Below are 14,855 nucleotides of genomic sequence, written 5' to 3'. Positions count from 1 at the left end.
CGGAGCTGCTCTGGGGTAGAATTCATGTCGGGCAAGGTGTGTTCGTGCTGATAGGGTAGGTTTCTAGATAACTCCCATTCTATCAATCACTTACGGCATTCTTGCCCTTTTTTGTGCAAAATTCAGGCTAGCAGCCTGTCGGACTATGGGTACAAAAGAAACTCTTTGTTGTCATTGCCTTAAATTTAGGCACAATTTGCGTGTTTAAAGGCCCTGGATGCCTTCAGAATTTACTCCGCAGGGGTTCCATGGCCTCAAATCGCGTTTCAGTTTCCTAAGTCCGACAGGCTGCTAGAGCACGTCTCCACAGGCCTGCGGAGCGGAGACAAGTGATGATAGAGCGGATCGTTTCGTGCCCGGTCAGATTGCAACAATCCACCTTGGCCGCACCTTTGTGAGCGCGCATGCACTTGAACCGTAAGCGGTAGCTGAACGACGTTGTAGATCAGCCGTTAAATCTGTGCAGGTCCGAGCGTAGCGGATTGTCTGCGCAATGGTGTTTCCACAGTCGTGGGGTGAGCTGCTCGACTCTGGATGCGGGATGCTCGCTGATACGCTGGAGCACATCGACCAGATAGTCAGACGGATCGATATCGTGCAAGCGGCAGGTGACGACCAGGGACTGAATCACCAATCCACCGAACTTAGCAGCGCCTGAATTCAGCACGGTTTGTTTGCCATCGATTTATGCGGCTTCGGTCCATTCTTCCTTTGCTTCGTTTTCATCACACCTGGTTGGTGCGAGTAGGTTCGTCGGGCAATGAGGTCAAGTGCGTCATGTAACAGCATGGCGACCACCTCGCACAGCAGCAACGACGGCAGCAGCGGCTTGAGAATGGAATGAACGGCGGCGCGGTTAATTTTGCGGGTTGGCGATGGCGGCGACTTTCTTGATGCAGCCTGTGTCAGTAGCGCTTGCAGGTTATCGCACAGGATCTTTGCAGCGAAGTCCTGCATTGCTGCCAGTTGCGACAGGCCCGAGACGTGCTCCAGATTGAGCCGGTGTTTGAGCCGCTTGAAGGCCTCTTCGATACGCCAACGCTGGTGGTAAGAAATTAAGCAAAAATAAGTTGAACAATTGCAAGTCAAGAGACTACGTGCGTATTCCACGGAAAGTGGCCACCCGTTCCACGGCAAACTGGCCACCCGTTCCACGGCAAACTGGCCACCTAGTCCACGCCAAACTAGGCCACCCATTCCATGCCATGGCGGACACAGTCGGAGCGTAGCGACGCGAGGGTGTGAGTTTTTACTATGACTGGCCGGTCCCAGTCAATCAATTTCGTGTGGCTTGGTGAGTACGCCGGAGTGGACGTTGGCTTGCAAGTGGCGTCAAACCCGACCACTCCAAGGCGCCGGATGCGAGATCGAATCCACTTGCTGCCGAAACGGTCGAGGGTGGTGTTGGCCACCGTCGGATAGTCGATGGCCAAGCTAGCGTCGCATTAATGCTAACGATCTAAATCGTTTATACTATTATTATCGCAAGCCCAGGCGATGGCTGCGTATTGGTGCGTGAGGAATTTCTGCAGTGCCGGAATCGGCGTTGACGGTGTGGGTGGCATCAAACCTAGACTTGTCCACGGCGGCGGGCGTGGTCCCTACTCAGACCATGAACGCTCGCCGCGGTGGGCAAGTCGGGGCCGATAGTCGCGCCCCGTTGTGTAGCCAGATCAGTCTGGTTTGTCGTTCTTGCGCAGTGACTCACCGGACAGGTTGATCGAATGCGCCTGGTGCACCAGCCGGTCGAGGATGGCGTCGGCCAGCGTCGGATCGCCGATCGACTCATGCCACAGCTTTTGGGGAAGCTGGCTGGTGATCACCGTGGAGCCCGACTGGTGACGATCCTCAAAGATCTCCAGCAAGTCGCGCCGGCCTTCGTCGGTAAGCTTGGGCAGCGCCCATTCGTCGATGACCAGCACCGCCGTCTTGGCCAGCTTTGCCAGCGTCTTGCTGTAGCTGCCGTCGCCGCGTCCAAGGGCCAGGTCGGCGAGCAGGCGCGGCAAACGCACATACAGGGCGCTGTGTCCCTGGCGGCAAGCCTGGTTGGCCAGCGCACAGGCCAGGAAGGTCTTGCCGACCCCGGTCGGGCCGCACAGCAAGACGTTCTGGTGGTCGGCGACCCAGCGGCCAGTCATCAGGCGCGCGAACAGGGTCCGGTCTAGTCCGCGCGGATGACGAAAGTCGATGTCCTCGAGCGTGGCCGCCTGGCGCAGCTTGGCGCGCTTCAAACGCGCGCCGTTCTGGCGTGATTCACGTTCGGCCAGTTCGGCGTCAACGAGCAGGCCAAGCCGTTCCTCGAACGTCAGTTGGCCGATCTCTGCGTGCTGGTCTTGCTGGGCCAGCGCCTTGGCCATGCCGGCCAGGCGCAACTGGTGGAGCTTGTCGTGGGTTGGATGATTCAACATGGTTTTTCTTCAATGGTAGTAGTTGGGGCCGCGCACATTGGCGTGCTCGAATGGCAGACTGGTTTGGGCTGGCGCGCTGACCGGCTTGCGGTCAAGTCCATGCTTTAGGATCGACAGCAAGCTCCGATAGGTCGGCGTGCCCACGGCGATGGCGCGGTCGCATGCCGCTTCGAGCCGGTCGTCGCCGAACTCCTTGCCCATCCGTAGGATGCCAAGGCAGGCGCGATAGCCCTGCTGGGGATGACGGCGCTGTCCCAGCACGCTGGTGACGACAGCGCAGGTGTGCGGCCCGATCCGCGCGGCCCAGTCACTGAGCCGCTGCGGACTCCAGCCCTTGACCTCATGATGTGCCGCAGTCATATGCGCGTCTATGGTCGTGTGGCGCCCCTTGAACGCACTGCGCACATGGCTGGCAACCCGGCTGCCGCGATGGAACAACTCGACCACCGACACGGTCAGCCGAACATCGACCTTCTCGCGCGCGAAGCGGTGCGGGACCGAGTAGTAGTGGCCGCCGACGTCCACGTGATAGTCGATACCCACGGTTGCCACTTTCCACTCGGCGAACTCGTAGCGCGTGGCCGGCAATGCCTGCATGGCGGGCTTGTCGAGCTCATCGAACACCGACTGCCGGCAGCCTGGCAGTTTCTTGTACGGGCGCGTGTTCAACGCGGCCAGCAAGGGCCGTATGCTGCGGTTCAGTTCATCAAGGCTGAAGAAGCGCTGGTTGCGCAACCGGGCCAGAATCCATCGCTGTGCCAGCAGTACCGCCGCTTCTGCTTTTGGCTTGTCGCGCGGCCGATATGGTCGCGCAGGGAGTACCACGGCGCTGTAGTGCGAGGCCAGATCGCGATAGGTTGGATTGAGTTCGGGATCGTAGTAACAGGGCCGCGTAACGCCGCTCTTGAGATTGTCAGGCACAAGGGCATGCGGCGCCGCATTCATGTGCTCGAAGGCCCGCACATGGCTACCGATCCAGTCCGGCAGGGACTGGCTCCATGTGGCCTCGCAGTAGGTGTAGCTCGATGCCCCCATGGCGGCGACGAAGATGGATGCCTCGCGTATTTCGCCGGTGTTGCGGTCGGTGACTGACACCGTGTTACCGGCGTAGTCGACGAACAGCTTGTCGCCCGGCGTGTGGGTCTGGCGCATCGTCACCGACAGCTTGCCGACCCAGCGCCGGTAGTGCTCGCAGAAGCCGCTGTACAGGTAGCCGTCCGGGTGACGCTCCTTGTACTCTTGCCACAGCAGGTCCAGCGTCACGCCTTTGCGGCCCAGCTCGCGGTGCACCAGCGGCCAGTCCGGCAAGGGCCGGACCACGCCCGATGGCACCGTCGGCGGATACAGCTTTGCCTCGAGTGCCGCATTGTCCCAGTCGGCCGGCACCGGATAGCGAACACCGGCAAGAGCAGCGCGGCGCATGATCTCGCCGACCGTGGTGCGCGACACGTCGACGATTCTGGCGATATCCCTGATGCTGCGTCCGTCGTCCTGGCTCAACCTCAGCATTTCAATAATATCTCGCATGGGTAACCTCCTATTTGCCATCTGTTCCTCAGCAAAAATTGCCGAGGATGGCACAGTTACCCCCGCGAGCTACGCTAGTTCATGTCCTTCCGGCTGGCCCACCAAGGTGGCCGGATTGGCGTGGAATCGGTGGCCGCCTTGCCGTGGAACGAGTGGCCGGATTGGCGTGGAATCGGTGGCCACTTTGGCGTGGAATTGGTGGCCACTTTGCCGTGGAATACGCAACTACGTCCCGAGGCTTTAACCGATAGTTCCATTCGCCATGAAAGTCGTCGCGCTCAATGACAAGTGTGGCGAGGTCCTCATCGGATACTTTGAGGCCTTTCTGGTAGCTGTTTTCATCGAGCGTCGCCTTGATGTGCAACCCTTCACGCGTCGTTGTCGCGCCGATCAAATTGACGACAACCTCACGACTGATTAGGGGGCGACCGCGCCAATTCGCGGTGATGTGGCAGAACATTCGATGCTCAATTTTGTTCCACTTGCCCGTTCCAGGTGGTAAGTGGGTAACTTGGATCGGAATCTTCAACTCATCCGCCAATTTCTGAAGCTCCAGGCGCCATAGGCGAACGCGGTAGCCATTGCTGCCACCACAATCGGCGGTGATTAGTAGGCGCTTTGCGCCGGGGTAGGCGGTAGCCCCCATTTCGCGCCACCAACGTCGAATACTCTCGACGGCGAATTCAGCGGTGTCATGATCGATGCCCACATTGACCCACCCGTTGTTGTTTGACAAATCGTAGACGCCATACGGAGCAACCTTGCCCAGCTCGGGATCAATGAAATCATAAACACGCACTTCCTCGGGCGTTCCCGCTGGTTGCCACTCTGCACCCGCATTCTTATAGTCGCCGATTAGTTCCTTCTTTTTGGTGTCGACTGAGATGACCGGATCGCCGCTTGACTGATGGCCTTGGTCAAGGCTATGATGCCACGACTGAGCCGCTTTTTCGAGGTGCGCTTATGCATTAGGCGAAGGGACTTAAAAGAACGTCGGTTTGATCTCCTGACACGCCACAATCGCCAACTAATTGCACGGCTTGGGAATATTGATCCCGAGTAAGTTGAGGAAAAAGAAATGCCAAACGTTCAGTAGTTTCTGGATCACCGCCGGCTTGTGCAGCGAGTGTGTAGGCATAGGCGCGCACCAGATCCACCGAGCCCAAAGATCCAGAATAATGACTAAACGCCATCACAGCGTATGCGTCGGCTGAGCCACTCTGAACCGCATAGACTCCGTAGCGCTCGGCATTTGCGAACATGCCTTCCAACGCCGCTGAACTTCCTCCGGTGCTTGATCGAATAATTTCGGCCAAAATAGGCGTATTTTTGATGTAAAGTAATCTCGCCTCATTAGAACCATTCTCGGCGCTAGCTATCAATACATCTAAAGGATTGCGAATAAACTCTGGAGGTAGACTTGCGCATTCCACCTTAGAGAACTTTCGTGGAGAAAAATTAGATATGTTGAGCAATGAGAGTTCACGGGAGCAGCCTCGCAGTCCGGCAAACAATATGGTTGCAGCAGCGCCACTTCCTGATTTAGCGCTCGCTAATAGGTAATCAACCCGGTGATTGGACTCACCTTTAAGAGATAAAATTTCTGGAGACCTCGCAGACACCTTCCCCAGCTTTGGAATTTTTACGCATGTTTCTCGAAAAACTCTCGATTCGTCATATTCCTGATGGGGCTTGAATGCGGAAGTTAAACGCGTTGAAGCAGCTGATACAGTTTCAACTTTAGGCGCTACCTCGCTACCTCTGTAAGCTAGGAGTGCAATGATAGTAAATATGACGATTGCGATGCTTATATTTTTCAATTTTCATTAATCCCATTACTTCCAATGATTGCTTGCTGCTTAATAAGGCGTTCAAAAATTGATTCCAGAGCTCGTTCGCTCCCCTCTTTTGGCCACCCAATCACGGCTTCGACAACTTTTCCATCTAGGAAGAAATAGAAAACTGGGGTATGCCACAGCCCGATTTCAGGCCAGTCGGTGCGCTTGTCTGCAAGAATCACAGGATATCCAGGATTACGTTGATTCCATTGAACAAGAGCGTCAAAACTCAATTCACCCCCTGGCGGAACTAAAAAAACACCATGCCTTTGAAATAACGCGGATAACTTTGAATTATTTTGCATTGCAGCGAAAAAGTCGAACGAAAAATGACACCGTGGGCTGCTCAATACAACCACTGTAAGACCAGAACGCCATGTAAAGGAGTCCGCTACTAACGAACGCGTCCGAACATCTATATACCATATCTTCGGCTTGGCGTTGACTTGCTCAACATCGATCACTTTCGGAATTTCTTCCTCCACCATCATGTTGTGTTTTTTAACAAACTCATTGGCTTTGACAAATTTTCGCTGTGTTATGTAAGTTGCATACATATCGTCATAATGCGTCTTCTTGGCCAAACCCTGGCTATGCAAAATAGCGAGACAGCGCTCCATTGTATCCGCATAGCGGTTTTCATGGGAGTAAAAAAACGCGAGCATGGCTGCACGAAAATGTAGTGAAAGGGCAACTACATTACTTGTATCAAGCGTGCTGAGATATGGCCTCACCTCCCTATCATACTGGCCCGCAATAGCGCTTCCTGGATCGCCAGAATAAGTTCTCCTTTTCAATATCTCATCAACATCCACTGTAAATCGGAGCAGCTCTTCCTCGGGAAAGAGTGTGTTCCCGCTACAAGGCTTTATTATTAGGACCGAGAAAAAAAACACGCAACGCAAAAAAAATATGCAAGGTCTGCTCCAAATTGTGCGATCAGTCGATTAGCAACTGCTCTTACAAATGAAACCAACCTGTGGCGCACACGTTCCCCGTGAAAAACACGACATGTTTAGATTATCCTGAGGGTATGGCAAAGGTTCTGGAGAAGGCAAAGGGTCTGGAGGCGGCAAAGTTACTCCTCCGCCCCCCCAACCACCGCCACCACCCCAACCGCCCGAACCGCCGCCCCCAATATCAGGTACACAGTTCGTCCCCGGCGAACCGCGTTTTTCTATTGGCGCTTTCTTCGCGCTCTGTAAGGCGAAATTGTCAATAGCGTCGTCTTTATTTATACCAACGCGAAAAGGATCGCTCGGACTGTCGTTACAATTAACAGTGTCTTCCGCTCCACTATTCTTGGCCATGGGAGCAGTATCCTGTGATCCGAACAGCGCCAAGACCGCTTCAATTTGAGGAAGGGACAATTCATTTTTAAGAACGGCATAGTTAAACCCACTCAGCCCCTTTTCGTTAAAGGTCGCGCTATCTAAAAATGTCTTGCGTGAAGCGAAGCTGAGGAGATTAATAGGGTTGTCTTTTGCAGGGGTCATTTTCATATATGAGGCCAATGTCGCTTTTGATTTCACAGGTGCGACCCGAACGGCCAATGCCCGTTGGGAAAAAATGTATTTATATTTTTCCTCAACGTCGGCAGCGCTCACTTGCAGCGTCGACGCATCAGCGAACTTTGCTTCGCCTAATGAAGTAGAAAGCAAAAAAATAGCAATGGCAACAGACTTCATTTTCATCAAAATATCTCCTTCGAGTTTCAATATTGGTTCATTTATCTTTCAGCCGAATCTATTCTATCTCTTAAAATAACAGAAATGTTGGTTTATTTATCAAAATGGCCATCGTTGTTTAATGACAACATTGCGACATTCCATGCGCATATGTGATGGTGCAACTACTCTAAAAGTGGTGTCGTACGAACACAGTCTGTAGGGAGCAAGTACACGTTAGCGACGTAGTTCCCCATTACTCTTCGGTAGGGGCGATTGTAAACACGGTAATGCAGCGGGAAATCCAAAAGAACGACGATTTGTCCCGCTCTTCGAAAGACGAGTAGCAGTTGCAGAGTGTGAATCTGGCGCGTGCCAGTATCAAAGCTGGCTCAAGCATGGTGCCAATGAGAACGTGCTATTCGAGTAGTGTCGCTACCTGTGCGCAGGCATGCTTACCGCTTCTGCACGGGATCTGGCAAGGCTGTTAGCGATTATCATGCAGCGAACTGCCGGGCAAAGAAGAACGTCTGGATGGCATCATCGGTATGCTGATTGGCAATCATCACTGCCGATGCAACCGCATTCGCAGCACCGCAGGCATCCCCTCCAGCTTGATCAAGCGCCGTACTCAGTCGCAAATTTGGCGCACCGCAAAGCCTTGCTCGATTGCGTATGCCCGCTGCGACTTTGACCCACACAGGTGCGCCCATGCTGGGCGATCGGCATAGGGGGCGGCCCGGATGGGCCGCTCCCCTGCCACACCACCCGGCATGCGGGTCCGCACCGGGCGGTTCGAGTAGTTGAGGTTAAGACAGGCGAGGCACTCCCAGTCGGTCGAAATAGCCTATAGTCAGCACTGTTTTCAGCAGTCTATCACTATTGCGCCACCAGAGGCGGCTGTTGACCGCCACTTGTTTCGCCACCGACGGAGCAGCCCCTAGCTTTAGCAGTTCCCGATACATGGTTGTTCCGCGTTTCCAGTGTTTGAGCTGTATAGCCCGCAGTCTGTGACGCAGCCATTCATCTAGCAACCTGTCGGCCTTGAATCGCCGCGCCTGCCCCCAATCTTGGCTTTGCACAAAAAATAGGCAAATTGCGGCAATTTAGGATCGTTCTGGACGGTTTTGTGGCTAATTTTCCCTATCTATCCGAATTTTGGACGTAATACGGCCATGCGTTTCAAATTCCACGCCAGGCAGACCAAGCTCCATTCGCCGTTGACGTTCGCCAAACCGCGCAGTGAGAACTGACGAAACCCCATCACCGATTTGATGATGCCGAAGACGGGTTCGATGGTTTGCTTGCGCAACGCATACTGCGCGCGGCCGGCCTTCGTTTTGAGCCGGTGCGCCATGCTCTGCACGGCGGTAGTGTTTGGAGGCAACGGTGCCGGTTCGCTGTGGCGTTCACGCCAGTCGGGATGGTGCTGGTCGCGGGCGACGGCAATGAACGGTGTCAATTGAGCGGCCTCGCAGGCAAGGATGTTCTTCTCGCTGCAGTATCCGGTGTCGGCGAGCAGGCAGTTCGGCATACCCAAGACCTCGGACTGCGCCTTCACGAGCGCCAGCATCGGCGCGACTTGCTCCTTGTCGTTGGGCGCCTGCGTGACGTGCGTGGCCACGACCAGCAGCGTGGCGACATCAGCCGATGCTTGCGCGTTGTAGCACTGCTCGAAACCGCCGCCCGAGACCGGCATGATGCGCGATTGTTCGTCCGTCAAATTGATTTGGTCGCTCGCTCTCGGTCCCGGCTCGGGTGCTTTCGGTGGCTTGCCGCCGAGCTTTTTGCCAGCTTCTTTTTCCTTGGCGGCGCGGCGCGCCATCTTCTCTTCGTATTCTGCCTTCTCGCGTTGGAAGCGTTCCTCGGCCCTTGCCGCGATCTTGCGCGTGGCGTCGGCCATGACGCTGAGACGGTCTTCGCGCCGCTTGATTTCCTCGGGCAAGTTGGCGCCGTCTGGAACGTCGGCCTGATCGGCCTGTTCGGCCAGCGCCAGTAGTTCCTGCACTTCCGCCTTGAGTTGCACTTCAAGTTTTTCAATATGACCGTGCGACAGGGCGCTATGACGGGAGGCGTTGGCATGAATCTTGGTGCCGTCGAGGCTTATCGTGCCCAACTTAAGCAGATGCATTTCCTTGGCCAATTCGAGCACCTGCATAAACACGTCCACGACCTCTGCAAGGAAGCGCCGCCGGAACGTGGCCAGGGTGTCATGATCGGGATGGCTGCCCGCCGCAATGAAACGAAACGCGACGGAGTCGTACGTCGCGCGTTCGAGTCGGCGGCTCGAGAAGATGCCGCTGGCGTAGCCGTACACCAGAATCCCAAGGAGCATGGACGGGTGATACGCCTTCGACCCGCGTCCCGCATATCGACGCGTCAGATTCGATAGATCCAATTGGTCGATGACCTCGACGATGAACCGTGCGAGATGATCTTCGTTGAGCCAATCTTCCAGCGACGGTGGCATCAGATAGGCGGTCTTGCGGTCGACGAGGATGAATCCGGACATGATGGGCGTGCGAAATTGCGAAGACAATATTTTCTCATGCGCAGGTTGAATTAGCACAAGAAAAGGTCGTTGACTTCGGCCCGGGCAAGCGGACGATGTGACTTCGATTACGGCTCAAAGCCCGACAGGCTGCTAGGGTCCGCCAGACCTTGGGGGTCTGCGCCAGGTTGAAGTAGCCTTTCCATCCCAGCATATAGGCACGAAGTCGCTGCACCGTTTGGCCCATACTACGCCCACCGGAGCGGCCGGTCAGCTCACGAATCCGTTGTTTAAACGTTTCCAGCGGCTTCTTGGCCACCTTGCGTTTGACTTCGCCCCCACGCGCCACCCACAGACTGTAACCGAGGAACTTGCGACCGAAGACGCTGGCTACGGCGCTCTTGCTTTCGTTGACCACGAGGTGCAACTTGGCATAGCAGCGCCGTAGCAGCGCCATCACCCGTTCTCCCGCCCGCACACTACGAACATAGACGTTCGCATCGTCGGCGTATCTCGCAAAGCGATGGCCGCGCCGTTCCAATTCCTTGTCCACTTCATCGAGCATCACGTTGGCAAGCAACGGACTCAAAGGTCCGCCTTGCGGCGTTCCCTCGTCCCGCGACTGCACCACGCCATCATCCATGATGCCGCTGTTCAGATACGCGCGGACCAGCCAGATCATTCCGACATCGTCGATGCGTTTCCGTAGGCGATCAATCAGGATGTCGTGGTTGACCCGGTCAAAGAACTTCGACAGGTCCACATCAACTACGACCCGCAGGCCAGACTGGACATACGCTTGCGCGGCTAGCACCGCGTCTTGCGCACGCCTGCCCGGACGGAAGCCGTAGCTGTGCTCGCTGAAAGTGGGGTCAAGTATCGGTTGCAACACTTGTAGCAGAGCCTGCTGGATCAGGCGATCCGTCACCGTCGGGATGCCCAGCTCGCGCTCGCCACCGTCGGGCTTCGGGATCGTCACCCGACGTACCGGACTAGGCCGGTACGTCCCCGTCAGCAATTGCTCTCGAATGAACGGCCACGCGGTCGCCAGATGTTGTGAAGTCTGGTTGATATCCAGACCATCCACACCAGCCGCTCCCTTGTTGGCACGCACACGCTTGAACGCTCGCCGCAGGTTCTCTTTCGTCAGCGCCGCTTGCAGCAGCGCTGACCCCGTGTCTCCGGTTGCATGTCGCGGGCAGAACGCTTCGTCGCTGAAAGCATCAGGCATGGCTTCACCTTGCCCTGCGGCCTCCCGCCCCGCGTTAGCAAGCATCTGACGCTGTGTTTTCTGCATCGACATATCGGATTCACTTCTACTCGTTCGGTCCTTCGTTGGCGGGGTCGAGCCTTCCCGGCGCTACCACCAACTACTATGACCTCTGCTGAGACCCCGCTCCGGCCTTCACCGTCGCCCTTTCAGACATAAGGCGGGGCGTCCCCAGGTAAGGGCCGCACTCCTTCATCACACAACCGCCGCATCTACGCCGCCTCTCCTTGACCACAAGAGCTTCGCGGTTCATGGCCCGCTCGCCCTGATCGGCAGCGCCTTCTATGCGATTCTTGTCCATCGGCTCATGATTTACGCTCCACGCTTCCTTCCCACGGTCAGTTACCCTTCCGCAGTTGCGCTTCACTTCGCTCACTGTGGTCAGCTCGCGACGGGACTTGCACCCGCAGGAGTACGCCCATGCTGGGCGCACCACGAAAAAAAGCGCGTTGCCGAAGCAACGCGCCTTTCATCATGACTGAGGTCGAATCAGCTTAGAACTTGTAGCTGGTGTTGACGTAGACGGTACGGCCCATCGTGTCCGCGTAACGGGCATCGTAACCAATCTGGTGGCCCGACGACGTGCGCAGGGTCAGTGGTGGCTCTTTGTCCATCAGGTTCTTGATACCGCCACGAACTTCCCATTGCTTGCTGATCGCAAACTTGCCCTGGTAGTCGATAGTGCTGTACGACGGCACGTTCAGACGGACCGGAGCCAGCGACGGGGCTTGGGTCGCCACGTTGTACAGCGTGGTGGACTGGTCCTTGTAACCATTGCGGTAGCTGACCGTCAGCGCATTGGTCATGTTACCGGTTTCCAGGGTAGCCACGGCTTTAGCGATGTTACGGAAGGTAACTTGCGCGTTGATGCCGTATTTATCCAGGCTGTCGGTCCACTCGTTGTCGGTACCCGGCACGGTGTAGCTGGCCTTGAGCATGTGGGTGCCGTTGACGTTCAGGGTCATTTTGCCGAACGAATACTTCTCGCCGACGGTCAGGTCCCAGTCGATACCACGGTTGTGCGTACGGCCGATGTTGATCGGGGCGTTGATGTATGCCCAGCTCTTGATACCGGTGGCAGGATCGGCGAAGTCGGTGAACAGGTCGCGGAACTTGCCGGCATTGCCGAAGGCCTGGATTTCGCTGACCGACGATACCTGGTTGGTCATGCGCACATCCCACAGGTCGGCGCCGAAGGTCACGCTCGACGATGGCTCGAGGCGGAAACCGATGGTGTACTGCTTCGATTTCTCGGGCTTGAGCTTCTCGTTACCACCCAGGTACGAGTAGTACTGCAGCTTGCCGGTGCGGCACAGGCTGGCGTCAGCGGCGCTCAGCGCAGCAGGGCAGTCGTACGCGGCGGAAGTGTAGCCGTTCGACACCAGGGTGTTGGCGATGTCGTTCTGGTCGGCGACGCGGAAGCCCGTACCGTAGGAGCCGCGCAGCAGTACCGCAGTGGTCGGGGTGTAGCGCGCGCTGATCTTGTAGGTGCTCGCGTCCTGGGTCTCGCCCTTGGTACGGCCGGCGGCCTTGTCTTTCACGCCCGAGTAACGGTCGTAACGCACGGCCGTGGTCACTTCCAGGTCCTTGACGATCGGCAGGGCCAGTTCGCCGAACACACCGGTCGAATTACGCGTGTAGTCGAATTCGGCGCTTGGGCTGTAACCGTAGATGGTGCCGTTCTTGGCGGCGGCCGACACGCTCTGAACCTGGTTCAGTTTGCGGTATTCGGCGCCGATACCAATGCTGCTTTTGCCGCCTGGCAGGGAGAACAATTCGCGCGAACCGCGCGCGTCAATGCCACGCAGGTCCGAATACGCTTCACGTACCGCGCCGTGGAAGATCGAACCTCGGATCTGGTCGGCCGTTGGCGAGCCTGCCGAACCTGTTGGCAGGAACGGGTTGAAGGTCGGGCCGGCGATCAGGCTGCGGAATTCCTTGTTCAACAGGTAGCCGCCGGTGTAGCTCTCTTCCAGTTTGTACTTGGAGTACGTCACGCCCGCATTCATGTCCCAGCCGCCGAAGTTGGCGTCCAGGCCGGTCACGGCGTGGATCACGTCGGTGATGGTCTTGCTGTCACGGGTGCCGAATTCGCTGGCGCGGTAGGTCGCGGTAGCGCTCTTGACATCGTCTTGCTGAGCAGGATTGATGAACGGCTTGACGTACTGGTTGTACACTGGCGAGTTCAGCGGAACTGCGACGCTGACCGGGTTGGCGGCGATACGCGCGGTCAGGTCGAAGCGGCCCAGCGACAAGTCGGCGAAGGCGGTGACGCTGTCCGAGAACTTGATGCGACCCGAGGTATACAGGGTGTCGCGCTTCGATTCAGGCACGGTTTCGATGGTCGAGGCACTGTCCACGGCGCAGTAGTTGGCCGCAGGGGTGCTCGACAGGTACGGGAAGAAGCCTTGGGCGCACTGGCCGTTGACGGCGCGGTACGGGTTGAAGCCCATTGCCGAATTGGCCTTGCTGTTGAACGCCACGTTGACGTTGGCAGCGGTGCCCGAAGTCGAGGTACGGTCATAGATGTAGCTCTGGCCGTCGTGGCCCAGTGGAATGTACGACGTCTTGCTGAATTCGCGCTCGGTCGCCTTGACTTTTTTCTGCTCGTCGTGACGGTAGGTCATCAACAGGTTGTAGCGATTCGTTTCCAGATCGCCGAAGCCCCAGGTGATGCTGGCGTTGGCGTTCTTGCCGCCCGGGTTGGTCGGTACCGACACGCCCGCGTCCAGGGTCAGGCCCTGGAAGTTTTTCTTCAGGATGAAGTTGATGACGCCGGCGATGGCGTCGGCGCCGTACAGTGCCGAAGCACCGTCGGTCAGCACTTCGACGCGCTCAACCGCAGCCATGGGGATCGAGTTCAGATTGACCGCGCTGCCGCTGTCTTGCAGAGGCGCCATGCGGCGGCCGTTCAGCAGGACCAGGGTGTAGCTGCCGCCCAGATCGTGGATCGACGCGGTGGTGCGGCCGCCAGTGTTGGTGCCGGCTGCCACGGCTTCAATCGTGAAACCCTGCATCGCTGGCAGTTTCTGGATCAGGTCGGCTACCGTAGTGGCGCCCGAACGTGCGATGACTTCCTTGGAAACCACCTGCACCGGCAATGCGCCTTCTTTCACAATCCGCTTGATGCTCGAACCGGTGATTTCAACACGCTGGATAGGAGCATCCTGGGCCAGGGCTTGACCGGCGACGAAGCCAGCTAACAGGCCGAGGGCGAGGCGAACGGAACGTACGCCAATCTTCTCTTGAAACATCATTTTTAGAACTCCGTTTAGGATGAGGATAATGACACTACAGCAGCTTGCTTGTACGACAGCCTTTCGGACCGCAAACCGCGCTGGCACATTGCCCATTAGAAATCATCAGGGCAGGCCGCGCGCGGCACGGGCGTCGCATCATTTTTTCTGCAAGGGGCATTATCGGGTCAGCGCCAAAAAAATGGAGGGCAAAAAGAACCGAAATGCAACTTTTCCTGCGACTACAGCGAAAATTCTTCCTATACGTATATGCACCGAATGAAATATTGTGCATTGCCGCAAAATAAGAATAATGAATGAGTCTGTTTTGCAACAAAATTTCTCATAGAGACAATAATGGAGGCGTAGCAACACGTTGACATCGAAAATACCCGTGCTGGATGCCCCGATTCGCCCA

The 14,855-nt window shown here is 56.6% G+C and carries 10 protein-coding genes and 3 pseudogenes; all 13 read right to left on the bottom strand.

The window, feature by feature from the left end; translation table 11 throughout:
- Positions 1 to 445: 445 nt before the first annotated feature.
- Positions 446 to 631: pseudogene (locus F2P46_RS19320) on the bottom strand (transposase domain-containing protein); the annotation flags it as partial.
- Positions 632 to 660: 29 nt separating this feature from the next.
- The gene (locus tag F2P46_RS37075; RefSeq protein WP_208296692.1) at positions 661 to 1,110 is read right to left on the bottom strand and encodes a transposase; all 450 of its coding nucleotides are present in this window, start codon (positions 1,108 to 1,110) and stop codon (positions 661 to 663) included.
- A gap of 563 nt (positions 1,111 to 1,673) precedes the next feature.
- A complete protein-coding gene (gene istB / locus F2P46_RS19310) occupies positions 1,674 to 2,408 on the bottom strand; it encodes an IS21-like element helper ATPase IstB (RefSeq protein ID WP_166893120.1) in 735 nt (244 codons plus the stop codon).
- Positions 2,409 to 2,417: 9 nt separating this feature from the next.
- On the bottom strand, positions 2,418 to 3,956 hold the full coding sequence (gene istA, locus F2P46_RS19305; protein ID WP_166893140.1) for an IS21 family transposase: 1,539 nt from the start codon (positions 3,954 to 3,956) through the stop codon (positions 2,418 to 2,420).
- Positions 3,957 to 4,167: 211 nt separating this feature from the next.
- Positions 4,168 to 4,839: pseudogene (locus F2P46_RS19300) on the bottom strand (ISAzo13 family transposase); the annotation flags it as partial.
- Between the two features lie 64 nt (positions 4,840 to 4,903).
- A complete protein-coding gene (locus F2P46_RS19295) occupies positions 4,904 to 5,755 on the bottom strand; it encodes a hypothetical protein (RefSeq protein ID WP_166893118.1) in 852 nt (283 codons plus the stop codon).
- Positions 5,752 to 6,588, bottom strand: coding sequence for a hypothetical protein (locus tag F2P46_RS19290; protein ID WP_166893116.1), 837 nt, complete (start codon positions 6,586 to 6,588; stop codon positions 5,752 to 5,754). Before F2P46_RS19290 ends, F2P46_RS19295 begins: the two co-directional genes overlap by 4 nt.
- Before the next feature lie 132 nt (positions 6,589 to 6,720).
- Positions 6,721 to 7,491 (bottom strand): hypothetical protein, encoded by a 771-nt coding sequence (locus tag F2P46_RS19285; protein WP_166893114.1) that lies wholly within the window; start codon positions 7,489 to 7,491, stop codon positions 6,721 to 6,723.
- A 446-nt stretch (positions 7,492 to 7,937) separates the two neighbouring features.
- Entirely contained in the window at positions 7,938 to 8,153 is a 216-nt protein-coding gene (locus tag F2P46_RS19280) for a hypothetical protein (protein WP_166893112.1), read from the bottom strand.
- Positions 8,154 to 8,249: 96 nt separating this feature from the next.
- A pseudogene (locus F2P46_RS37760) lies at positions 8,250 to 8,471 on the bottom strand (group II intron reverse transcriptase/maturase); the annotation flags it as partial.
- Positions 8,472 to 8,587: 116 nt separating this feature from the next.
- The gene (locus F2P46_RS19275; protein WP_166893111.1) at positions 8,588 to 9,952 is read right to left on the bottom strand and encodes an IS1182 family transposase; all 1,365 of its coding nucleotides are present in this window, start codon (positions 9,950 to 9,952) and stop codon (positions 8,588 to 8,590) included.
- Between the two features lie 34 nt (positions 9,953 to 9,986).
- The gene (gene ltrA / locus F2P46_RS19270; RefSeq protein WP_166893109.1) at positions 9,987 to 11,234 is read right to left on the bottom strand and encodes a group II intron reverse transcriptase/maturase; all 1,248 of its coding nucleotides are present in this window, start codon (positions 11,232 to 11,234) and stop codon (positions 9,987 to 9,989) included.
- A 461-nt stretch (positions 11,235 to 11,695) separates the two neighbouring features.
- Positions 11,696 to 14,458 (bottom strand): TonB-dependent receptor, encoded by a 2,763-nt coding sequence (locus tag F2P46_RS19265; RefSeq protein ID WP_166893107.1) that lies wholly within the window; start codon positions 14,456 to 14,458, stop codon positions 11,696 to 11,698.
- Positions 14,459 to 14,855: the final 397 nt, after the last annotated feature.

The sequence above is a fragment of the Massilia sp. CCM 8734 genome, assembly GCF_011682155.1.
GTDB lineage: Bacteria > Pseudomonadota > Gammaproteobacteria > Burkholderiales > Burkholderiaceae_D > Telluria_A > Telluria_A rubra.
Note: the sequence above shows the minus strand (reverse complement) of the source record. Positions and strands in the feature narration are given on the sequence as shown.

Excerpts from the sequence above, each read along its gene's own strand:
- istB (WP_166893120.1), bottom strand. The coding sequence starts at position 2,408 with ATGTTGAATCATCCAACCCACGACAAGCTCCACCAGTTGCGCCTGGCC.
- istA (WP_166893140.1), bottom strand. The coding sequence starts at position 3,956 with ATGGCAAATAGGAGGTTACCCATGCGAGATATTATTGAAATGCTGAGG.
- F2P46_RS19280 (WP_166893112.1), bottom strand. The coding sequence starts at position 8,153 with ATGGGCGCACCTGTGTGGGTCAAAGTCGCAGCGGGCATACGCAATCGA.
- F2P46_RS19275 (WP_166893111.1), bottom strand. The coding sequence starts at position 9,952 with ATGTCCGGATTCATCCTCGTCGACCGCAAGACCGCCTATCTGATGCCA.
- ltrA (WP_166893109.1), bottom strand. The coding sequence starts at position 11,234 with ATGTCGATGCAGAAAACACAGCGTCAGATGCTTGCTAACGCGGGGCGG.
- F2P46_RS19265 (WP_166893107.1), bottom strand. The coding sequence starts at position 14,458 with ATGATGTTTCAAGAGAAGATTGGCGTACGTTCCGTTCGCCTCGCCCTC.